The sequence below is a fragment of the Novosphingobium sp. PASSN1 genome (assembly GCF_002278815.1).
Window position 1 is genome coordinate 91,459 of the sequence record NZ_NKIS01000011.1, and the last position, 20,587, is coordinate 112,045.

Here is a 20,587-nt window from a genome sequence, read left to right on the forward strand (position 1 = left end):
TCAGCCTCCGGTCACTCGCTGCTCCGCCGGTACGCTGCGCAGGGGCGCGCTGCGCAGCCATGCTTCCAGCACCTCGATATCGGTTGGGCCGATGACCGTGTCTTTGCCCTGCTTGAATACGGTGAAACCATCGCCGCCTTGCGCGAGGAAGCCGTTCATCGTGACCCGGTAGCTGGCCGCAGGATCGAGCGGCTTGCCGCCAAGCATGAGCGCGCTGATGCGGCTGCCCACCGGGGCGCCGCGGTCGATCCGGTAGGTCAATCCGGCAGACGGCGCGAGCGCCTGCTCCGGCCCCACATCGTCGAAGCCCTGTTCGAGCACGGCCTTGATCTCCGCCCCGGTGAGCGCTTCCGTAACCAGCGCGCTGCCGAACGGCTGGGCGAGATAGATATCGCCGAACGTGATCGTGCCATCGCTGGCCGGAACCAGCGCGGCGCGGATGCCGAACGGGTTCATCAGTGCGATCTGCGCGCCAGCCGAACGCGTAGCGAACAGCTGCGCATCGGCGATGAGATTGCCGAGCGGTCCGCCCTGGTCCATGCTGCCGGCTTCACCCCGCCCCGCCGGGCCAGACAATGCACCCACGGGCCGGGTGGCAAAGGCTTTTGCGGCTGCGACATAGCGCCCGACATAGGCCGCAATATCCGCGCGCGGCGCATAGCCCGGCACAAGCGCTGAAAGCGCAACCGGCCCTTTCGCCGACGTGAACCCTTCCGACTGCACGATCAGATTCCGCGCGCTGCGGGCGGTGACGCGGTGCGCTGCGGGATCGATGGTCAGCGTGATTTCGGTGAGTTCCTTGCCATATTGCCCCGCGCTGGTGAGCAACACGGGCCGGGCCGGATCGGCGGTGGGCAGCTCGCAGATGTAGTCGGCATGGGTGTGCCCCGAGACGACGACATCGACTTCGGGCGCAAGGCGGCGCAGGATCGGCAGGATTTCACCATCGAAGCCCGCGCAGCCGTTGGGATCGGGCGCGCCGGTGGTGCGGCCGCCCTGATGAATCAACACGATCACCGCATCGGCCCCTTGCGCCTTGAGCCGCGGCACTTCGGCATTGATGGTGTCCGCCTCGTCGGCAAAGGTCAGATCGGCAATGCCCGATGGATTGACCAGCGTGGGCGTAGCTTTGAGCGTCAGCCCGATCACCCCCAGCTTGACCATCTGCGCGCCTGTGCCGAGCGTGCGGATGGCGCTGGCGGGAAACAGCGGGGTGCCCGATGGCCCCAGCGTGCTGGCGGCCAGATAGCGGAACCGCGCGCCGGTGAAGCGTTCGAGCTGGCAGGGTTCGCGCTGGGTGAGCTTTTCGCAGCCGCCCGCCTGCATCCGGCGCAGCTCGCCCGTGCCGCGATCAAATTCGTGGTTGCCGACAGCGGCGTAATCAAGACCAAGGCGGCTGAGCGTTTCGATGGTCGGCTCATCGAGGAACAACGAGGACGCAAGCGGCGAGGCGCTGATGAGATCGCCCGCCGCGACGGTGATCGACCGGGGATGCTTGGCACGCAGCGCATCAAGCGCGCTAGCCAGCCACGCCGCACCGCCTGCGGGCACGGGCACCGTAGCGCCCTGCCCATCCGGCACGCCGACACTCTGGCGCGGAGGTTCGAGATTGCCGTGGAAATCGTTGAACGCGAGGATGGCAACTTCGACCGGAGCAGCGGGCGCAGGGGCGAGCCGGGGGTCAAGATCGGCGCGCGGCGCGGCGCAGGCGGCCAAAAAGCCAGTAAGCAAGCCGGTGAGCAGGAAGGTAGCGGCAGGTTTGCCGCTGCGGCGCGTTTTGCCCGTGATCGCCATGTCCCTGCTTCCCCTTTCTCTGCCAGCACCAGACCGGACTCGATCAATCGCCGGTGGCTCGATTGAAACCGGCTGCCGCAATCCCTAGAATGTCAGTTAGCCCGCTCCGGTGACAGGACCATAGCATGCCGCCCGCACAGACCGATATCGAAGCCGTGCAGGCGCGCCTGGTGGAGGTGACTTGCGCACTGATCGAGGAGCGCGGCGGGCAGGCGCTGACAATGCAGGAAGTCGCGGTGCGGGCCGGGATGTCTCCCGCGCAAGTGCAGCGCTATTTCGAGAGCCGCGAGGCGCTGCTCGAAGCGGTCGCCGAATACTGGTTCCGCCCCAAGGTCGCGATCATGGAAGCGGTGGTCGCCAGCGAGCTGCCGCCACGCCGCAAGATGTACGAGTTCTTCGCGCGGCGCTTCGTGATGATGCGCGATGCCTACCGGGCCGATCCGGTGGCGCATGACATGTATGTCGAGCTGGGCAACGAATACTTCGAGCAAGTGCGCAGCTATGTCGACCTGGCCGATCACTATCTCAGCATGATCATCGCCGAGGCGATGGGTGAAGGGTTCTTCGCCGGGCTGGAGATCGACATGGCGCTGAGCCTGATCAACCAGATGGTTCAGCCCTATTGCAACATCGGCCTGATGAGCATGAGCATGGACCGGCTGAGCGAAGAAAAGCTGGCGCGAATCATAGACGCCGTGTTCGACGGACTTTCAGGACAGGATCGCGGCGCGATGGGCATCAGCGGGCTTCGCGCCGCCTGATATTCTCACACGGCGCACCAGTCTCCGCGCCGTCCCTGCCAGTGCTCGGCAAGCCCCTCGGCCTCAAGCACGGTGCCAAGACTGCGGCCACTGCGCAGGACCACTCGCAGAGCGCGGCCATAGCGGTCCGTTTCCCGCACTCCGGATTCCAGCGTAAAGGGGCCAGCGTTGAGCAGGTCCGTCAGCCGCTGCGTGGCGGCCACTGCCAGCCGCGCCTCCAGCGCGCAGGACGGGTGCGACAGTTCGGGCGCGTTGATATCGGCGATGCGGATCTTGAGGCCGCGATACCAGAACGTATCACCATCAACGACGCAGGTGACCCGTGCCGGCCCCGCGCACTGGGTGAAGGAAGCAGCCTCTCGGTCTGCAGCTTGCGCGAGACGCGGCGTACCGGAAGCTTGGGTGGGCGCTGCGCCAGCAGCCAGGCCAAGAGCGAGAACCGCGAAGAGCGCGGCGGCGAAAGCGGCTGGTTGCCGGAAGACAGAGGGCGTTTGCATGCCGCCACCCTGACAGAATTCCCGGTTTGTTCTTTCACGGAAAACACTTATGTAGCAATAACTTAGGCGATGTACTGAGAGATTTTCGGGATCAACTGCGCAGCGGACAGGCGTGCCGCGCAGACGAGGCTCCTGATCCGGCCCACCGCGTGCTGGCGGGACTTCCGGTCAGGTTGGCGAATCCTTAACCACGCTTGCGCCATATACTGAGGCATTGTTTTGCTTTGACGGAGGCTCTCACCGTGTCTGACCTGTTGGCCTATATCCGGTGGCGCATCTTTGTTGGTCTGGCGATGATGCTGCTGAGCGGCCTGGTCCTTGGTTTGGTGGGAACCAAGGTGAAAATCGGGCATTCACAGGCGACAGAGGCGGACATGGCCGAAGCCCGCGAGCGCCACGAACAATATGAAGCCGAACGCGAGATCCGCCGTGCCCGCCAGACCGGCGGCTATGATCCCTCGGACCCCGCACTGGTGCGCGACGGCTACTCGTCAAACTACGATTCTGGCCCAGCCGAACCTTACGCGGTCGACCCCAGCGAGTGACCCGCCGGGGCAGCGACCACGCAGACCGTCAGCGCGTCGGGACCGGAACCTCGCCGCTGTAGTCATAGAAGCCGCGGCCCGACTTGCGGCCGAGCCAACCGGCCTCGACATACTTCTGCAGCAGCGGCGCGGGGCGGTACTTCGGATCGCCGGTCGAGGCGAGGTAGATCTTCATGATCTCGAGCAGGGTATCGAGCCCGATGAAGTCCGCCAGTTCGAGCGGTCCCATCGGGTGATTGAGGCCCAGCTTCACGCCCTTGTCGATATCCAGGATCGAACCGGTGCCGCTGCCGAGCACGAACGCCGCCTCGTTGATGAACGGCACGAAGATGCGGTTGACGATGAAGCCCGGCTCATCCTGCGAAAGCACGATTTCCTTGCCGATATCGGCCACGAAGCCGCGCACCGCCTCGATCGTGGAAACCGACGTGGCGAGGCCGGGGATGACTTCGACCAGCTTCATCAGCGGCACGGGATTGAAGAAGTGGATGCCGATGAAGCGCGCGGCATCGGGCGAGGAAACCGCCATGCGCGTGATCGGGATCGACGAGGTGTTCGTGGCCATGATCGCGCTGGGCGCGAGGTGCTTGCCGGCAGCTTCGAAGATTTTGTGCTTGATATCCTCACGCTCGGTCGCGGCCTCGATCACGAGGTCCGCTTCGCCCAACCGGGCATAATCGCCCACCGGGATGATGCGGGAAACGGTGGCAATGGCGTCTTCCGCCGGGATCTTGCCGCGTTCGGCCAGCTTCATCAGGCCCTTTTCGATCTTCGCGCGGGCGGCTTCGGCCAGCGCGAGCGAGACATCGGACAGCAGCACCGTCTTGCCCGACGCGGCTGCGACCTGAGCAATGCCCGAACCCATCTGCCCGGCACCGATGACTGCGATTGTCTGCATGTGTTGTATCCCGCCTGATTGCACGTTTGCGCGCTGCCTAGTCAGGTTTGGCGCGCATGGGAAGCAGCAGAATTGGGAGCGACTACCTTGATCCGCCCGGGACCCAAAGCGGATCATTTCCGGCATTGATCGCGCGGGCGAGGACAAAGAGATAGTCCGAAAGCCGGTTGAGATAGGCCAGCGCAGCCGGATTCACCGGCTCTGCCGCAGCCAGCGCAGTGGCGGCGCGTTCGGCGCGGCGGGCAATGGCGCGGGCAAGGTGCACGCGCGCGGCGCCTTCGCTGCCGCCGGGCAAGATGAAGCTGGTGAGCGGCGGGAGCGCGGCATTGAGCGCGTCGATCTCTGCCTCCAGCCGCGCGGGCTGAGCGGGCACGATGCGCAGCACCATTTCCGACGGGGTGAAATCGGCACCACCAACATCGCCGAGCGGCGTGGCGAGATCGGCACCGAGATCGAACAGGTCGTTCTGGATGCGGCGCAGCGCCGCGCCCCGGTCTGCCTCAAGTGCCAGCGCGGAAAAGCCGACGGCGCTGTTCAGCTCGTCAACTTCGCCGATCGCTTCGAGCCGGAGATCGTGCTTGGCACGGCGCGAGCCATCGACGAGGCCGGTCGTGCCATCGTCGCCGGTGCGCGTGTAGATCTTGTTGAGCTTGACCACGGTCAATCAGGAGTTCAGCGGCCGCCGTGGGTGAACAGCAGCAGGATTGCCACCGCCGCAACGGCAAGGCCCTGATACTTGATGCGGTTGAACATCATCTTGTTCTGCAGCAGCTGCATTTCGGTGGCGCGGGTGCCATCCCCCTCCAGATCCGCCTTTGTGCTGTTGAGAAAAGCGCCAATGCCGCGGATCAGCGACCAGACGGTCAGCCCCATCAGGATGAGGATCACGGGAACGAAGAAGAGTGTCATGGCAGGAGGTCTAGGCTCTCGTTTAGCGAAATGCCAGTGTCAAAGCGGGTATGGCGCAAGGCATCAGCCAGCGCGCGGCCATCCTCTCCGGCGCGGCGGCGGTCGGCCAGCGAAGGCGCATCGCGGCGCTTGGCCAGCTTGCGGCCATCGGGGCCTGCCAGCAGGCCATGATGATGCCAGCGCGGTTCGGGCAGGCCGAGCAGCACTTGCAGCAGGCGGTGAACGTGCGTCGCCGCAAACAGATCCGCGCCGCGCGTGACCACGGTGACGCCGTCCGCCGCATCATCAAGCGTGGCGGCAAGGTGATAGCTGGCGGGCGCATCGCGGCGCCAGATCACCGCATCGCCGAGCATGGCAGGCCGCGCGCTTTGCGGTCCGCGCTGCTCATCGAACCAGGTCAGCGGGCCGCACAGCTCCGCCGCTTGTTCGACATCGAGCCGCCAGACCGGATCGGCCGGGGACAGCGGCGGATTGCGCAGGCAGGTGCCGGGATAGATCGGCCCGTCCGGCCCGTGCAGCGTGGCGGCCGCCGCCACTTCGGCGCGGGTGCAACGGCAAGGATAGAGCAGGCCCATCGCACGCAAGTTGGTTGCCGCCTCACGGTAGCTGGCGATGCGGGTGGACTGGGCGGGAACTTCCGCGAACGTCAGGCCAAGCCATTCGAGATCGGCGCGGAACTCATCCGCAAGGTCAGCGCGGCTGCGCGTGCCGTCGATATCCTCGATCCGGAGCAGAAACCGGCCGCCTTCCTGCGCGGCGCGATCATGCGCAACAATCGCAGCATAGGCGTGGCCCAGATGGAGCGGGCCATTGGGGCTGGGGGCGAAACGAGTGATGATGGGAGCAGTCATGGCCCCCATTGATAGCGAGCTGACCGCAAAAACAGAAACGGCTGCCTTAACGGGTAAGGCAGCCGTTTTCCGGGTGTCGCCCGTTCATCGGGGCCCGCTCAGACGAGCGTGGCGCCGAAGAACATGCTGCTGATGCCAGCAGCCAGAACGAGCGAGACGATTGCTGAAGTATAGTTACGCATGGTGTCCTCCTGTTTTCGGCTCTTTCAGGGGACCTCTCCCGTTCGTTTCGCGCCGGCAGGGTGGTGGATTGCAGGAGCGTTCGGAACGAGGGCGCAAATAGGACTTCCCCCGCCTGCTGCAAGTGCGAACAAGGCAAGTGCAATTGCAAGATTTGCAATCAGTGCGAGAATGAGACTGATTGACTGAAATATCAGGATTTTTTCGGAATATGCCCTTTGGTGAAGCACGAATGTTTCAAAGATAAAACATTTTCTAAACCACATGCACGCCGCGCAATCGGTGCTGATAGCCTTTTTTGCCGCCTCGCTGGACAGGAAAGGCGCACGCCTTTATCGGCTTGCCATGAGCATCCAGCCTTCAGAATCGAGCCTCCCGGAATCAATCCTGATCGTCGACTTCGGCAGCCAGGTTACCCAGTTGATCGCGCGCCGCGTGCGCGAGGCGGGGGTCTATTCCGAAATCGCCCCCTTCACGCAGGCCGAAGCCGCCTTTCACCGGATGAAGCCCAAGGGCATCATCCTGTCCGGATCGCCCGCCAGCGTCCCCGCCGAAGGCAGCCCCCGCGCACCGCAAGTTCTGTTTGACAGCGGCCTGCCGATTCTTGGCATCTGCTATGGTCAGCAAGTGATGAGTCAGCAGCTGGGCGGCGAAGTCTTGCCGGGCGATGCGGGCGAATTTGGCCGCGCTTTCCTGACCGTGACCGAGCCTTGCGCGCTGTTCGATGGCCTGTGGCAGCCGGGCGAGCGGCATCAGGTGTGGATGAGCCACGGCGACAAGGTGACGCAGTTCGCGCCGGGCTTCCGCATCGTGGCCGTGTCCGATGGCGCGCCTTTCGCGGTGATCGCGAACGAGGAAAAGCGCTACTACGGCACCCAGTTCCACCCCGAAGTGGTCCACACGCCCGATGGCGGCAAGCTGATCGCCAATTTCGTGCGCCACGTGTGCGGCTGCGCGGGCGATTGGACCATGGCCGAGTTCCGCAAGACGAAGATCGCCGAGATCCGCGCGGCTGTGGGCGACAGCCGGGTGATCTGCGGCCTTTCGGGCGGCGTCGATTCGGCGGTCGCGGCGGTGCTCATCCATGAGGCGATCGGCGATCAGCTGACCTGCGTCTTCGTCGATCACGGCCTGATGCGCATGGGCGAGGCCGAACAGGTCGTTTCGCTGTTCCGCGGGCACTACAACATCCCGCTGGTCCACAAGGACGTCTCTGCGCTGTTCCTCGGCGGGCTGGCCGGGGTCACCGATCCCGAGGCCAAGCGCAAGTTCATCGGCAAGACCTTCATCGACGTGTTCGAGGCGGAGGCCAAGCAGGTCGGCGGCGCGGACTTCCTCGCGCAGGGCACGCTCTATCCGGACGTGATCGAGAGCGTCTCGTTCACCGGCGGGCCTTCGGTCACGATCAAGAGCCACCACAACGTGGGCGGCCTGCCCGAACGCATGAACATGAAGCTCGTCGAGCCCTTGCGCGAGCTGTTCAAGGACGAAGTGCGCGCGCTGGGGCGCGAACTGGGTCTGCCGGACGTGTTCGTCGGCCGCCACCCCTTCCCCGGCCCGGGGCTAGCCATCCGCATCCCCGGCGAAGTGACGCGCGAGAAGTGCGACATCTTGCGCAAGGCCGATGCGATCTACCTCGAAGAGATCCGCAACGCCGGGCTCTATGACGCGATCTGGCAGGCCTTTGCCGTGCTGCTGCCGGTGCGCACCGTGGGCGTGATGGGTGATTTCCGCACCTATGATGCGGTCTGCGCGCTGCGCGCCGTGACCAGCACCGATGGCATGACCGCCGACATCTATCCCTTCGACGCCGCGTTCCTCAGCCGGGTGGCAACACGCATCGTCAACGAGGTCAAGGGCATCAACCGCGTGGTCTACGACTACACGTCGAAGCCGCCGGGCACGATCGAATGGGAATAGGCCTTATCGTGTAACGTTTCGGCAGGGCGTTCAGGCCGCGATACGCGGCTCTAGCTGGGGCCCACCGGATGGTTCGATCTGCGGCTGCCAGAGGCGCGGACGGCGGGCGGGGTTTGCATCGCGATCCGACACGATGGTCGCGATCTCGTTGATCCCCATGAACTGCAGCTGCGTGTGAATGCAGTGCACCTGATGCGCGGTCATCGCTTCGCTGTGCCAGGGCCCGGTGTGGGCCGCCAGCACCAGTGCCTTCTTGCCCCCCAGCAAGCCGCGAGGCCCCTGCGCCGTGTAGCGGAAGGTGCGATCGGCGCGGATGACGTGGCTGAACCACGCCTGCAATTGGGGATGGAGGCCCATGGCATAGAGCGGTGCGCCATAACCCTTGCTGGTCGCCGCGCGGCGCGACCATTCCGCCAGTGCCGGCGAGACCGGGTGGTGCCCGATCGGTGCCCCGATCACCACCAGTTCGGCAGCTTCGATCTCACCCACGAGTTGATCCGATCGCGCCCGCGTAGCGCAGGGCGAAGATGCATCACCGCCGGCTGCGGAATGGGCATCCTGCCGGTCCGCCGCAGCGGGCAGAAGGCCGCTGAGATCACGATAGGCGATCTCCATCGCCGGCACATGATCGGCCACGCGTTCGAGCAATCCTGCAAGCTGGTCGTGGATCCAGACCTTGTCGGTGGTGATGGCTGGAAAGAGGGCTAAGGCATTCATCGGCAAGGGGGCAATCCAGCATGGCGGGGTGTAGAATAAACCGCTGATCTACGGCTTTTCACTAAGTAGGTTTCAGCAGAAACCGACTGATTCGCCGATGCGGATTGATACCGCTTTGATAACAAGCCGGGGTGATTTGGTGCCGAAATGACCACGAAAATCAACTGATTCTGCACGAAAAACCCGGCCGGTTATGCACCGACCGGGTTCCTGCGATCCCGCCAGATTGACGCCCGTTCAGCGCCGGACGCGGGACATTTTCCAGATCGGATTCTCAAGCCGCGGCAGTTCGCGATAGAGCACCGAAGCACTGTTCCAGATCACGAGATCGCCCGGCTGCCAGGTATGGCGATAGACGAACGCAGGCTGCGTCGCCCACTGGCGCAAGGCACCGAGAAAAGCCTCGCTTTCGGAAAACTCCATGCCCGCGATCTGGATCGCGGTATCATCCACGAGCAGGCCGTGGCGGCCTCCCGGCAAGGGCTGGACCAGCGGCAGTTCGGCACTTTGCCGGGCCATCCACTGCATCAGCGCTTCATGGCGCGGTTCGCGTTCGTGATAGAGCCGATCGTGCCAGAACCCGTGCAGCACGTGCAGCGCGGCAAGGTCGCGCTGTTCGATGCCGCTGAGCCCGTCCCACGCAGCGGCAGTGCAGGCAAATTCGGTGGGTGCGGTGATGGTACCGCCATCCGGAATGGCCATGATCGAAACCCCGCCGGGCGCGCGGCCAAGCACGTGGTCGCTTTCCCAGACGCGGCCATTGCGGACATATTCGGCCAGCGCGGAGACCTTGGGATCACCCACGATGAGGTAATCCTCGGGTTGCGGCACGCGCGCTGGGGCCAGCGGGCCGTGGAGCACCGCATCGAGCCGATCGGCGAAGGACAGCAGCGGCCGCTGCGGGCAGAACGCCTGCCGCACGACAATCACCTCCATGTCTTCCAGCCGCGCCAGCAGCCAATCCTGGTCTCCGATCAAAAGATCGGCCAGACCGCTGCGATCAAGGGTCAAGATCGCTCCACCAAGACCAACAGCCGCGCTCGGCTCCACATCATCAATGGCCATAGTTGGCTCACCTCCTGATCAATGATGTGGGAATTATTTACTATCTTTTAAAGGATAAATATTTTATCTCTATTTTGATTTAGATCAATGTTAACTTGATCTGAATTTGCAATTATCGGTCGGGGATGTTCGTCAAACCGGGGGGGATGGGCGCCAGGATCAGGCCCTCAGGCGTGATCGAACCGGTCCTGCATCGCCCGGTCGATCAGCTGGCGGACGACCGGATTGGGAAACCGCCGCTGGGTGGTGACGGCAAGAAACGTCTCGGCAATCCCCGGCAGCCCTTCGGCTTCCACCAGCGTTCCCGCACCCAGTTCGTCGCGCACCACGATGGCGGGGAGGACGCCAAGCGCGTGGCCCTCGCGCACCATCAGACGCATCATCGCCATGTCATCCACTTCGGCCGCAATCTGGGGCCTGAGGTCCAGCCGGTCGACCAGCGCATCGAACCCGCCGCGAACGCCGTTGCCGGCGATGGGGAGGATCACCGGGTGGCGGCGCAGCAGTTCAGCCACGGCGCGCGTTTCGCCCAGCAGCGCGGGCGTGCCGATCAGGCTGACGGGCTGCTGGGAAAGCTTGTGGACGATGAACGGGGTGAGCGCATCGGTGACCGGGGCCTGATTGGTCAGCACCACATCGAGCGCAAGCGACTGCAAGGCGTTGAGCAATTCGCCCTGGCTGCCCGAGCGCAGCACCACTTCGATATCGGTCCGCGCGAGCAGCGGCTCCACGAAGCTGATCTGGAAATTGCGCGACAGCGTGGCGAGCGCACCGATCCGCACCGCTTGGCGCGCCGTGCCGGTTTCCTTGAGCGTGCCGAGCAGTTCATCGCCCGTGGCGAAAATCGCATCGGCGTGATCGAGCGTGATGCGGCCAGCCTCGGTCAGGTGCAGCGCGCGGCCGCGCCTTTCGAACAAGGCATGGCCCAGCCGGTCCTCCAGCTTGCGGATCTGCACCGATAGCGCGGACTGCGAGACATTGAGCCGCTCTGCGGTGCGCGAGAGGTTTCCGTCCTGCGCGACAGCCCAGAAATAGCGGAGGTGGTTGTAATTGAGTTCAGCCATATCGTTCATTTAAAGCGAACGTTATCGGCTAAACAATGAATTTTTTGCTGACCTCAGGTTTCGCTAGGAGCCGCTCGAATTCGCCGCGCCCTCGACCGGAGCCCAGACTATGCCCTTCGCCGTTCTAGCACCGCCTGCACTGCTGCTGTTTGCCTCCACGCTCGGCTTTGCCCAGCCGGGCCGGATCGGGCGCAGCGCGCTTGCGCTGATCGAATTGCTCGCGCTGCTGGCGCTGCCGCTTGCGGTTGGCACCATGGTCACGCTCGGCACCGGCGGTGCCGCCACCCTCACCCTTGCAGCAGCAGGTCCGGCCCTGCCGCTGCTAGCGTTCCGGCTCGATCTCATCAGCGCCACCATGCTGCTGCTGGTGAGCTTCATCGGCTGGATCGTGGTGCGCTATGCCCGCGTCTATCTGGATGGCGAGGCGCGGCAGGGCACGTTCATGGCATGGCTGGCGACAACGCTGGCGATGGTCATGCTGCTGGTGACGGCGGGTTCGCTGGTCCAGTTGGTGGGGGCGTGGATCGCAACCTCGCTCGCGCTGCACAAGCTGCTGCTGTTCTACCCCGAGCGGGTCGCCGCCCAGCGTGCCGCGCGCAAGAAGTTCTTCACCGCAAGGGCCGGGGATGCCGCCCTGATCGGCGCGGCCCTGCTGCTGTTCGCCGCCTATGGCACGGCTGATCTGGCCGCGATCCTGATCTCTTCAGATGCCGGAACGGGTGGCTACACCGCAATGGCCGCGGCCGGGCTGCTGGCGCTGGCGGCCCTGCTCAAGTCCGCGCAGTTCCCGCTCCACGGCTGGCTGACCGAAGTGATGGAAGCCCCCACCCCGGTTTCCGCGCTGCTGCACGCGGGCGTGATCAACGCGGGCGGGTTCCTCCTCATCCGCTTTGCCGATGTCATGCTGCTCGCACCGGGCGTGCTGGCGGTGCTGGTGATGATCGGCGGTTTCACTGCACTGTTCGGCGGGCTTGTCATGCTCACCCAGCCTGCGATCAAGACTTCGCTGGCGTGGTCGACCATTGGCCAGATGGGTTTCATGATCATGCAGTGCGGCCTCGCGCTGTTCCCGCTCGCGCTGCTGCACATCGTGCTGCACTCGCTTTACAAGGCGCATGCCTTCCTCGCTTCGGGCGGCGCGGTGGAGCAGATCGCGGCGGCGCAGCGGCCCGGGCCTGTGGCAATCCCGCGCCCGGCGGCGGTTGGCCGCGCGTTCCTTGCGGCGCTGGCGATCTACGGCCTGATGACCTTCGCCTTTGCAGCGATCCCGGGCTTCCACAGCAAGTCGCCGCAGGCCGTGGCGCTGGGCGCAATCCTGATCTTCGGCGTGGCCTACCTTTTCGCGCAGGGCCTGGCCGACAGCGCCCCCCGCGCGCTGACCCGGCGCATGGCGGTCTACGCGGTGGCGGCCTCGATCGGCTACTTCACGCTGCACGGGATCGCGCTCACGCTCACTGCCGGCACGCTGCCCGCCACCCCGGCGCCGGGTCCGCTGGAATGGACGCTGATGGTGCTGGCGGTGCTGAGCTTCGGCCTCGTCGCGGTGGCGCAATCGATGTTCCCCCTGTGGGCCTATCACCCGGCGGCGGCAGGCCTGCGCGTCCACTTGTCCAATGGCCTCTATGCCAACGCCATGTTCGACCGGATGCTCGGCGGCTGGATCCTGAAGCGGCCCATCTGAAACGAACCGCCTGAGCCGCCCTCTCCATCCATCTTTTCCCGAAGGATCACTCCCATGCTCATGATCCCCACCGACAACAGCCAGACAATCGCGCAGCTCAAGGTTGCGGCTGACAGCGCGGCGCGCGCGATCCCGCCGGTGTGGCCGCTGGCTTCCAGCGTTGCGGTCAACCCCTGGCTTGGGCAGTCCGGCCTGACGCTCGCAGAAACCGCCGCCCTGATGGCGCGCGTTTCCGGCACGCCGGTCACCATGCCGCGCGCGTGGTACCGGGAACAGATCGCCAGCGGCGCGATCACCGAGGCCGCGCTGGCCGCTGCGCTGGCGGCTTCCCGCCATGCCGGAAAGCCCGCTTCACTCGCCGCGCTGCACGCCGCCATCGCGCGGGACACGCCACCCGCGCGCGCCGTACCCACCGTAGCCGATCTGGCGGCAAAGGCTTCGGGCATCGATTGGCCCGGCGTGATCGCCGAACGCTTCGGTGCGTGGGCGGGCGGCTATTTCGACAAGGGCCAGGCGCTATGGGCCGCGCCGCGCGGCAAGGGCGCTTATGCTGCATGGCAGGCTGTCGCCACCCACGATCTGACGCCGGAAATCGCAGGCCTGACGGGCTTTGGCGCGTTCGTGGCAGACGCGCCGGAACGCGCCGCCGAAGCGCTGGCCGATGCGGTTTCGGGGCTGCAACTGCCGCCTGCCGCACTGGAGACGTACTTCCACAGCCTGCTCGTCACGCTGGGCGGCTGGGCACACGTGGCCCGTTATGAACTGTGGCAGGCCGAACTCGCGGGCCGCAGCGACGAGACGATCACCGATTTCCTGACCATCCGCCTGCTGTGGGAACAGGCGCTTCTGGACCGCTATTCAGCCCAGATCGGCCATGCCTGGTTGGCCGCGATGGCCGAGCATGAACTGCCGGTGGAGCCGGACGAGGACATGATCGTCGATGCGATCCTGCAGGAAGCGGCAGAGCGTGCCGGGCAGGCCGCTCTGGCCAACACGCTCGGCGCGCCGGTGGCGGGCTTCGAGCGCGAGCCTGCGGTGCTGCAGGCCGCGTTCTGCATCGACGTGCGCTCCGAAGTGTTCCGCCGCGCGCTGGAATCGCTCGACCGGCGCATCCAGACGCTCGGCTTTGCCGGGTTCTTCGGGCTGACCGCCTCGCACAAACGCTTCGCTTCCGATGTGGCGGAGCACCGCCTGCCGGTGCTGCTCAACGCCGGGCTCACCAGCCGCACCGGCGGAGAAGGCGCGACGCATGCCCGCCACACCGCCCGCGCGGCGCGGGCCTGGGGCCGGTTCAAGCTGGCGGCGGTGTCCTCGTTCGCTTTCGTCGAGGCGGCCGGGCCGATCTATATCGGCAAGCTGATCAAGGACGCGCTGGGCCTCAAGGCCAACCCCGCGCCGCGCGACCCCAAGCCGTTCGCCGATCCCGCGCCCGATGCAGCAACGCGCATCGGCATGGCGGCCTCGATCCTTGGCGCAATGTCGCTCACCACGGACTTCGCACCGCTGGTCCTGCTCATCGGCCACGGTGCCAATGTGGTCAACAACCCCCATGCCAGCGGGCTCCACTGCGGCGCGTGCGGCGGCTATTCGGGCGAGGTCAACGCGCGGCTGCTGGCCGGGCTGCTGAACGATCCGCTGGTGCGCGCCGGGCTGCTCGACCGGGGCATCGTGATCCCCGCCGCCACGCTGTTCGTGCCCGCGCTGCACGATACGACCACCGACACGGTCACGCTCTACAGCAAGGACCAGCCGAGCGAGGCGCACCGCGAGGCCATCGCGCAGGCGCAAGGCTGGCTGGCGGCAGCGGCGGTGCTGACCCGCAGCGAACGCGCGCTGCGCCTGCCGCGCGCGGCAGGCGATGCCAGCGTGATCAAGCGCAGCCGTGATTGGTCGGAAACGCGGGCCGAATGGGCGCTGGCGGGCTGCAAGGCCTTCATCGCCGCGCCGCGCGCGCGCACCGCGGGCCGCAGCCTTGAAGGGCGCGCGTTCCTGCATGACTACGTCTGGCAGCAGGACAAGGGCTTCGGCGTGCTGGAGCTCATCATGACCGCCCCGGTCGTCGTGGCGAGCTGGATCAGCCTGCAATACTATGGTTCGAGCGTGGCGCCCGCGCTGTTTGGCGGCGGCAACAAGCTGCTGCACAACGTGGTCGGCGGGATCGGCGTGATCGAAGGCAACGGCGGGCCGCTGCGCGCGGGGCTGCCGTGGCAATCGGTGCACGATGGGCACAAGCTGATGCACGAGCCGCTGCGCCTTTCGGTGTGCATCGAAGCCCCGCGCGAGGCGATGACCGCCGTGCTCGAAAAGCATGCCAATGTGCGCGTGCTGTTCGAAAACAAGTGGCTGCACCTCTTCGCCATCGACGATGCGGGGCAGCTGGCGTGGCGCTATGCCGGCGATCTCAAGTGGGAGCGGGTGACGGACACCGCGCGGGCGCAGGCCCCGGCGGAAATGGCGTTCTGAGCATGAACGGCGCGCGGGCCGTGCTCGCGACGATGCACGGCAAGGAGCGGGCGCTGGCCCCCCTTGCCGCGGGTTTCCTCGGGCTGGACCCGCGCGTCGCCGAAGGGCTCGATACCGACGTGTTCGGCACCTTCAGCCGCGACGTGGCGCGCGCCGGAGCCCCGCGCGATGCGGCGCGGGCCAAAATCGCCGCTGCCTTCAGGCTGATGCCCGAGGCGCGCGTGGGGCTGGCCAGCGAGGGCAGCTTCGGCCCACACCCCGGCTTGCCCTTCGCCGCGTTGAACCGCGAACTGGTGCTGCTGATCGACCGGGAGACCGGGCGGGAACTGATTGGCCACCATGCGACGATGGCCACCAACTTTGCGCATGACGTGGTGGCGGATGTGGAAGCCGGGCTGGCCTTTGCTGCGAAAGCAGGGTTTCCGGGGCACGGCGTGATCGTGATGGGCGTGCTGGACGGCCAGCCCGCGCCGCAGCTTGCCCTGTTCAAGGCGATTGCCAGCGAGGCCGAGCTTGCCGCCGTGCTTTCGCGCACCATCGCGCTGACCGGCGCGGCGCATATCGAAACCGACATGCGCGCGCACCGCAATCCGCGCCGGATGCGAGCAATCCGGCGGGCAATGATCGATCTTGTGCGGCGTTCCCGCAGCCATTGCCCCGGGTGCGCACGGCCCGGATTTGCCATGACCGGACGCGTGCCCGGCCTGCCCTGCGCATGGTGCAGCGGCCCCACCCATCTGACCCGCGCCGAAGTGTGGGCCTGCGAACGCTGCGACCACACCGAGGAACGCCCGGTTGCGGCCCTCACCGCCAACCCCATGCACTGCGCCGAGTGCAATCCTTAGGAGCAGGCCCTAGCTCAGCTTTGCCAGCACCGCCGCCGCGCTTTGCGCAATCCGCGCCTTCTCGTCATCCGCGAACTTGTCATACGTCCGCACCATCTGCGCCATGCGGGGATTGCCGCCGATCTTGCCCCGGTGCCGCGCAATGAAATCCCAGTAGAGCGGGTTGAACGGACAGGCATTCGGCCCCGTCCGCTGCTTCACGTCATAGCGGCAGGTGCCGCAGTGGTTCGACATCCGGTTGATATAGGCCCCGCTCGCCGCATAGGGTTTCGACGCCAGCATCCCGCCATCGGCGAACTGGCTCATCCCCACGGTATTGGGCAATTCCACCCATTCATAGGCATCGGCATAAACGCTGAGATACCATTCGTGGAGTTCGTGCGGATCGATCCCCGCGAGCAGCGCGAACGTGCCCGTCACCATCAGGCGCTGGATGTGGTGCGCATAGGCGTGCTGGCGGGTTTGCGTAACAGCCGCGCGGACGCAGGCCATGTCGGTCTCGGCCGTCCAGTAGAATGCGGGCAGCGGGCGGGTGTGCTCCAGATAGTTGCGCCGTTCATAGCCCGGCATCGTCAGCCAATAGATCCCGCGCACATATTCGCGCCAGCCGATGATCTGGCGAATGAAGCCCTCGGCAGCATTGAGCGGCACGCGCCCTGCCTGCCATGCCGCCTCCACCGCGCGGCAGACCGCCAGCGGATCGAGCAGCCCGCAGTTGAGATATTGCGCGATCACCGCGTGATAGAGGAACGGCTCGCCTTCCAGCATCGCGTCCTGATAATCGCCGAAGCGCGGCAGCGCGCGCTTCACGAAGGCGGCGAAAGCGGCCTGCGCATCCGCGCGCGTAACGGCGAACTGGAAGGGTTCGAGATCGCCGAAGTGATTGCCGAAGCGGGCCTCCACCAGCGCCATGACCTCCTGCGTGATCGCGTCGGGCACAAACACGGGTGGGCGCGGCATGAACAGATCGGGCGCGGCGGCCTTGCGGTTTTCGGCGTCATAGTTCCACTCGCCGCCTGCGGGCTTGTCGCCTTCCATGAGCAGGCCGGTGCGGCGGCGCATCTCGCGGTAGAAATATTCCATGCGCAGCGCCTTGCGGCCTTCGGCCCATTCGCGGAACACGGGGAGCGGGCAGACGAAGCGCGTGTCGGCGAGGATTTCGACCGGAAGGCCCAGCGCGGCTTCCCAGCCCACAAACATCTGCGCCACGCGCCATTCGCCCGCTTCAGTGACGAGCACGCTGTCCGGCTGTTGAGCCGCAACCGCGCGGGCAACTTCTCCGGTAAAGCTTCCGGTGTTGCCCGGATCATCGAGCTTCACGTAATCGATCGTCCAGCCAGCGCCGCGCAGTTCCTCGGCAAAGTGGCGCATCGCGCTGAACAGGAACGCGATCTTCTTCTTGTGGTGGCGCACATAAGTCGCCTCCTCGCTCACCTCGACCATCAGCACACGGTCCCGCGCCTTGTCCGCCGCTTTCAGGGAGCTGAGCGAGGGGCTGAGCTGATCGCCCAGCACGAGGACAAGGCGGCTCACAGGTCGAGCGCCAGTTGTGCGGTGGCCTCGGTACGGCGACGCGACTTCTGACCGGTCATCGGCATCCCCGCTTTCCGGCTGCCGTGCTTCTCCGCGATCCGGCTGGCGGTGTTGCGATGCCCCGATCCCTTGCGCACCGCGTGCAGCGCCTCGCGCGCGGCGGCGGCGGCCTTGACGTGATCGACGATGGGCGGCGGATACGCGAGGCTGGCCGCGCCATCCCAGCGCCATGGCTCATGGATCAGCGGCGTGGGCACATCGGCCACCTCTGGCACCCACTGGCGCACGAACACGCCGCCCGGGTCCTGATCGTGGCCTTGTTTGACCGGGTTGTAGACGCGCATCGTGTTGATCCCCGTTGTACCCGATTGCATCTGTATCTGGCTCCAATGAATGCCCGGCTCGTAATCCACAAACTGCCGCGCCAGATGCAGCCCGGTGGCGCGCCACGGCAGCCAGAGTTGATAGCTGGCGAAGGAAACCAGCATCGCGCGCATCCGGAAATTGAGCCAGCCGTGCGCGGCCAGCGCGCGCATACAGGCATCGACGAACGGATAGCCGGTGCGGCCTTCGGACCACGCCGCCAGCCGCTCGGCATCGGGCACATCGGGGCGCAGGCCGTTGTAGGCCGGGTGGAGATTGGCAAATTCGATGCGCGGCTCATCCTCCAGCTTCTGCATGAAGTGGCAGTGCCAGTGTTGGCGACCAGTGAACGAGATCATCGAGGCGCGCCAGCTACGCGCCGAGTCGCTTTCATCGCCGCGCAGGCCTTTGAGGCGGGCGCTGCTAGCCTGCGCGACTTCGCGCAGGGACAGCGTGCCCCAGGTGAGGTGCGGCGAGAGGCGCGAGCTGGCCTCGAACGCCGTCACCGGGCTCGACATCTGCCAGCGGAAATCCCGCCCGCGCCGCTCCAGAAAGCTGGCCAGCGTGGCAAGGCCTGCCGCGCGTCCGCCTCGCTGGCGCTGCGGGCAGGGATCGGACGCAAGGCCGAGATCGGCGGCGGCGGGAATGCGGGTGGGCCAATCGCTGCCCAGTGGTTCGAGCGCGGCAGGCGGCGCGGTGAGCGCTTCGGCCATGCGCCGATCCCACCCACGCGCCCAGCCGTGGCGGGTCTTGAGGCGGCGGACCACGCCGGTCTGCGGCACTTCCTGCCACACCACGCCCGCCTCGCGCGCCCATGCGCCCACCGCCCTGTCGCGCGCATAAGTCCAGCCGTTGCCGGTTTCCTCGTGGCTCCACAACGCGGCGATGCCGTGGCGTTCATGGATCTTGCGCAAAACCGCGACAGCATCGCCGCGCACCACGCACAGCGGTTGACCCAGCGCGCCGAGCGCAGCCTGCACTTCGGCAAGGCTTTCGGCGGCAAAATCCCATTGCCGGGCGGACGCATCCGGCTCGGCCCAGAGGCCCGGTTCGGCAATATAGAGCGGCAGCACCGGACCCGCCGCTGCGGCCAGCGACAGCGGGCGATGATCCACACAGCGCAAATCGCGCTTGAACCAGACGACCTGCAGCGGCCGCTTCACAGCAGCCCATCGGCGCGCAAATGGCCTTCGATCTCCGCATCAAACGCAAAGAACCCGCGCCGCGCATGGGGCCACAGCCCGGCATCCCAGCGCCGCCGCACCGGGCGCAGCGCGATCCCTTGCGCCGCCAATACCGGCGTGAGCAGCCCCAGCGCATCGGCCACCGGGCCGACCGGGGCATACGGTGTCAGCACTTGCCGCACCCCTGCGGCCTGCGCGGCGGCGATCAGTGTCTCGGCATCGAGCGCATCCGCCAGCGTGGGCCCGCAGCCGAAATGCGCCGCTGCGCGGGCAGCGGCATCAGCGGTGGCCTCCCCCACGAACCGCCGCGCCGCATCGCCCCAGAGCAGCGCCAGATCGCATACCGCGAGCACGCCGCGCATCGGGGCATCGGCGGCAAACAGCGATTCCGGGTGGAGATCCTCATGATGCACGAGCAGCAGGCTCGGTGCCGCCAGATCGGGCGCTTCGAGCGCGGCAAGGGTGCCCGCAGGCCCCACCGGCGGTTCGATGAGCGCCGCCGCTTCCTCGGCCAGCCCGCGCGGGGCGAAGCGGCCTTCGGTGTAGCGGGTGATGTTGTCCGCGCGCGCCAGATAGGTCTTGCCCGCCGTCTGCAACCCCGCAACCCAGCGCCACGAGAGGGTGTTGCTGGCGGCATCGGCATCGATCAGGTGGCGCAGAAAGAAATCGGCCCCCAGCGCCCATGGCAGGCGCAGCGTGAAAATCCAGATCGAGGCGAACCACATCCGCGCGTGATTGTGGAGATAGCCGGTTTCGGTGAGTTCGCGCGCCCAGGCATCGAAGCAATCGATCCCGGTGTTGCCCGCTTCCGCCGAGAGAAGGTCGGCGCTGCCGCCTGCCCCATCGCGCGCGGCATCGCGCTCTGCAAGGAAGCGCAGCCACACGGCGGGGCGCAGTTCGAGCCAGCCCTTCCAGTACGTGCGCCAGCACACTTCCTGAATGAACTTGCCCGCAGCGTTGAAACTGTGCCGGGCCAGCACTTCAGCGACGACGTCCTGCTCGGTCAGCAGGCGGTGGCGGATGGCGGGGGACAGGCGCGAGACCGCAGTGGGCCGCCCCGGCCCCGGATCGGTATTGCGCCCGGCGGCATAAGCCGCGCCTGCGCGCGGCACGAACTGCCGGAGTCGATCAAGCGCAGCGCGGCGGGTGGTCATGCGGAACATGGCCGGTCCCTTGGCGCGCGCGCCCGCAGCCGCCCAGATGGTCATGCGGGCAGATGCGGTGAATGATGGCCAAAGTGTAATGATCCGATCACGGGACGGACGGCGGCCCTGCCCTAGAGCGGCCCCTGACGATGGACGTCTGTCACGGGAATCG

The 20,587-nt window shown here is 66.3% G+C and carries 18 protein-coding genes; 6 read left to right on the forward strand and 12 right to left on the reverse strand.

What is annotated here, in order from left to right; translation table 11 throughout:
* Entirely contained in the window at positions 1-1,794 is a 1,794-nt protein-coding gene (locus tag CFE35_RS17420) for a bifunctional metallophosphatase/5'-nucleotidase (RefSeq protein ID WP_292932507.1), read from the reverse strand.
* Between the two features lie 125 nt (positions 1,795-1,919).
* Here CFE35_RS17420 and CFE35_RS17425 point away from each other — a divergent pair, with 125 nt between their 5' ends.
* The gene (locus CFE35_RS17425; protein ID WP_292932508.1) at positions 1,920-2,555 is read left to right on the forward strand and encodes a TetR family transcriptional regulator; all 636 of its coding nucleotides are present in this window, start codon (positions 1,920-1,922) and stop codon (positions 2,553-2,555) included.
* A gap of 5 nt (positions 2,556-2,560) precedes the next feature.
* On the opposite strand, the gene CFE35_RS17430 is transcribed toward CFE35_RS17425, so the two are convergent.
* A complete protein-coding gene (locus tag CFE35_RS17430) occupies positions 2,561-3,052 on the reverse strand; it encodes a thermonuclease family protein (protein ID WP_292932509.1) in 492 nt (163 codons plus the stop codon).
* Between the two features lie 242 nt (positions 3,053-3,294).
* Between CFE35_RS17430 and CFE35_RS17435 the strand changes: the two genes are divergently transcribed.
* Positions 3,295-3,597: a hypothetical protein gene (locus CFE35_RS17435; protein ID WP_292932511.1), complete on the forward strand. Its 303-nt coding sequence runs from the start codon at positions 3,295-3,297 to the stop codon at positions 3,595-3,597.
* Between the two features lie 28 nt (positions 3,598-3,625).
* Here the strand turns inward: CFE35_RS17435 and CFE35_RS17440 are convergent, their stop codons facing one another.
* From CFE35_RS17440 to gluQRS, 4 genes are all read right to left on the reverse strand, one after another.
* Positions 3,626-4,495: a 3-hydroxyacyl-CoA dehydrogenase NAD-binding domain-containing protein gene (locus CFE35_RS17440; protein WP_292932512.1), complete on the reverse strand. Its 870-nt coding sequence runs from the start codon at positions 4,493-4,495 to the stop codon at positions 3,626-3,628.
* Positions 4,496-4,577: 82 nt separating this feature from the next.
* Positions 4,578-5,153 carry a cob(I)yrinic acid a,c-diamide adenosyltransferase gene (locus CFE35_RS17445; RefSeq protein ID WP_292932513.1) on the reverse strand — a complete coding sequence of 192 codons (576 nt, stop codon included), beginning with the start codon at positions 5,151-5,153 and terminating at the stop codon, positions 4,578-4,580.
* Between the two features lie 14 nt (positions 5,154-5,167).
* Positions 5,168-5,404, reverse strand: a complete 237-nt coding sequence (locus CFE35_RS17450) for an HIG1 domain-containing protein (RefSeq protein WP_292932515.1) — start codon at positions 5,402-5,404, stop codon at positions 5,168-5,170.
* Positions 5,401-6,255 (reverse strand): tRNA glutamyl-Q(34) synthetase GluQRS, encoded by an 855-nt coding sequence (gene gluQRS / locus CFE35_RS17455; RefSeq protein WP_292932517.1) that lies wholly within the window; start codon positions 6,253-6,255, stop codon positions 5,401-5,403. The genes CFE35_RS17450 and gluQRS overlap by 4 nt, the downstream gene beginning before the upstream one ends.
* Before the next feature lie 525 nt (positions 6,256-6,780).
* On the opposite strand from gluQRS, the gene guaA reads away from it, so the two are divergent.
* Positions 6,781-8,355, forward strand: coding sequence for a glutamine-hydrolyzing GMP synthase (guaA, locus tag CFE35_RS17460; RefSeq protein WP_292932519.1), 1,575 nt, complete (start codon positions 6,781-6,783; stop codon positions 8,353-8,355).
* Between the two features lie 30 nt (positions 8,356-8,385).
* Here guaA and CFE35_RS17465 read toward each other — a convergent pair whose 3' ends face one another.
* From CFE35_RS17465 to CFE35_RS17475, 3 genes are all read right to left on the reverse strand, one after another.
* A complete protein-coding gene (locus tag CFE35_RS17465) occupies positions 8,386-9,072 on the reverse strand; it encodes an NAD(P)H-dependent oxidoreductase (protein WP_292932521.1) in 687 nt (228 codons plus the stop codon).
* Between the two features lie 237 nt (positions 9,073-9,309).
* Complete coding sequence (locus CFE35_RS17470) at positions 9,310-10,137, reverse strand: TauD/TfdA family dioxygenase (protein ID WP_292932523.1); 828 nt, start codon at positions 10,135-10,137, stop codon at positions 9,310-9,312.
* 167 nt (positions 10,138-10,304) lie between these two features.
* On the reverse strand, positions 10,305-11,201 hold the full coding sequence (locus CFE35_RS17475) for a LysR family transcriptional regulator (RefSeq protein ID WP_292932525.1): 897 nt from the start codon (positions 11,199-11,201) through the stop codon (positions 10,305-10,307).
* 109 nt (positions 11,202-11,310) lie between these two features.
* Here CFE35_RS17475 and CFE35_RS17480 point away from each other — a divergent pair, with 109 nt between their 5' ends.
* Genes CFE35_RS17480 through CFE35_RS17490 form a run of 3 tightly spaced genes read left to right on the forward strand, consistent with a single transcriptional unit; the run spans position 11,311 to position 16,190 of the window.
* Positions 11,311-12,882 (forward strand): proton-conducting transporter membrane subunit, encoded by a 1,572-nt coding sequence (locus CFE35_RS17480; RefSeq protein WP_292932527.1) that lies wholly within the window; start codon positions 11,311-11,313, stop codon positions 12,880-12,882.
* 54 nt (positions 12,883-12,936) lie between these two features.
* Positions 12,937-15,345, forward strand: a complete 2,409-nt coding sequence (locus CFE35_RS17485) for a YbcC family protein (RefSeq protein WP_292932529.1) — start codon at positions 12,937-12,939, stop codon at positions 15,343-15,345.
* A 2-nt stretch (positions 15,346-15,347) separates the two neighbouring features.
* A complete protein-coding gene (locus CFE35_RS17490; RefSeq protein WP_292932530.1) occupies positions 15,348-16,190 on the forward strand; it encodes a DUF6671 family protein in 843 nt (280 codons plus the stop codon).
* A 9-nt stretch (positions 16,191-16,199) separates the two neighbouring features.
* Here CFE35_RS17490 and CFE35_RS17495 read toward each other — a convergent pair whose 3' ends face one another.
* Genes CFE35_RS17495 through CFE35_RS17505 form a run of 3 tightly spaced genes read right to left on the reverse strand, consistent with a single transcriptional unit; the run spans position 16,200 to position 20,478 of the window.
* Positions 16,200-17,723, reverse strand: a complete 1,524-nt coding sequence (locus CFE35_RS17495) for a cryptochrome/photolyase family protein (RefSeq protein WP_292932531.1) — start codon at positions 17,721-17,723, stop codon at positions 16,200-16,202.
* Positions 17,720-19,249, reverse strand: a complete 1,530-nt coding sequence (locus tag CFE35_RS17500; protein WP_292932532.1) for an FAD-binding domain-containing protein — start codon at positions 19,247-19,249, stop codon at positions 17,720-17,722. Before CFE35_RS17500 ends, CFE35_RS17495 begins: the two co-directional genes overlap by 4 nt.
* Positions 19,246-20,478: an FAD-binding domain-containing protein gene (locus CFE35_RS17505; protein WP_292932533.1), complete on the reverse strand. Its 1,233-nt coding sequence runs from the start codon at positions 20,476-20,478 to the stop codon at positions 19,246-19,248. The genes CFE35_RS17500 and CFE35_RS17505 overlap by 4 nt, the downstream gene beginning before the upstream one ends.
* Positions 20,479-20,587 lie beyond the last annotated feature (109 nt).

Excerpts from the sequence above, each read along its gene's own strand:
- CFE35_RS17430 (WP_292932509.1), bottom strand. The coding sequence starts at position 3,052 with ATGCAAACGCCCTCTGTCTTCCGGCAACCAGCCGCTTTCGCCGCCGCG.
- CFE35_RS17465 (WP_292932521.1), bottom strand. The coding sequence starts at position 9,072 with ATGAATGCCTTAGCCCTCTTTCCAGCCATCACCACCGACAAGGTCTGG.
- CFE35_RS17505 (WP_292932533.1), bottom strand. The coding sequence starts at position 20,478 with ATGACCATCTGGGCGGCTGCGGGCGCGCGCGCCAAGGGACCGGCCATG.
- CFE35_RS17480 (WP_292932527.1), top strand. The coding sequence starts at position 11,311 with ATGCCCTTCGCCGTTCTAGCACCGCCTGCACTGCTGCTGTTTGCCTCC.
- CFE35_RS17440 (WP_292932512.1), bottom strand. The coding sequence starts at position 4,495 with ATGCAGACAATCGCAGTCATCGGTGCCGGGCAGATGGGTTCGGGCATT.
- CFE35_RS17490 (WP_292932530.1), top strand. The coding sequence starts at position 15,348 with ATGAACGGCGCGCGGGCCGTGCTCGCGACGATGCACGGCAAGGAGCGG.
- CFE35_RS17425 (WP_292932508.1), top strand. The coding sequence starts at position 1,920 with ATGCCGCCCGCACAGACCGATATCGAAGCCGTGCAGGCGCGCCTGGTG.
- guaA (WP_292932519.1), top strand. The coding sequence starts at position 6,781 with ATGAGCATCCAGCCTTCAGAATCGAGCCTCCCGGAATCAATCCTGATC.
- CFE35_RS17470 (WP_292932523.1), bottom strand. The coding sequence starts at position 10,137 with ATGGCCATTGATGATGTGGAGCCGAGCGCGGCTGTTGGTCTTGGTGGA.
- gluQRS (WP_292932517.1), bottom strand. The coding sequence starts at position 6,255 with ATGACTGCTCCCATCATCACTCGTTTCGCCCCCAGCCCCAATGGCCCG.
- CFE35_RS17475 (WP_292932525.1), bottom strand. The coding sequence starts at position 11,201 with ATGGCTGAACTCAATTACAACCACCTCCGCTATTTCTGGGCTGTCGCG.
- CFE35_RS17450 (WP_292932515.1), bottom strand. The coding sequence starts at position 5,404 with ATGACACTCTTCTTCGTTCCCGTGATCCTCATCCTGATGGGGCTGACC.
- CFE35_RS17485 (WP_292932529.1), top strand. The coding sequence starts at position 12,937 with ATGCTCATGATCCCCACCGACAACAGCCAGACAATCGCGCAGCTCAAG.
- CFE35_RS17420 (WP_292932507.1), bottom strand. The coding sequence starts at position 1,794 with ATGGCGATCACGGGCAAAACGCGCCGCAGCGGCAAACCTGCCGCTACC.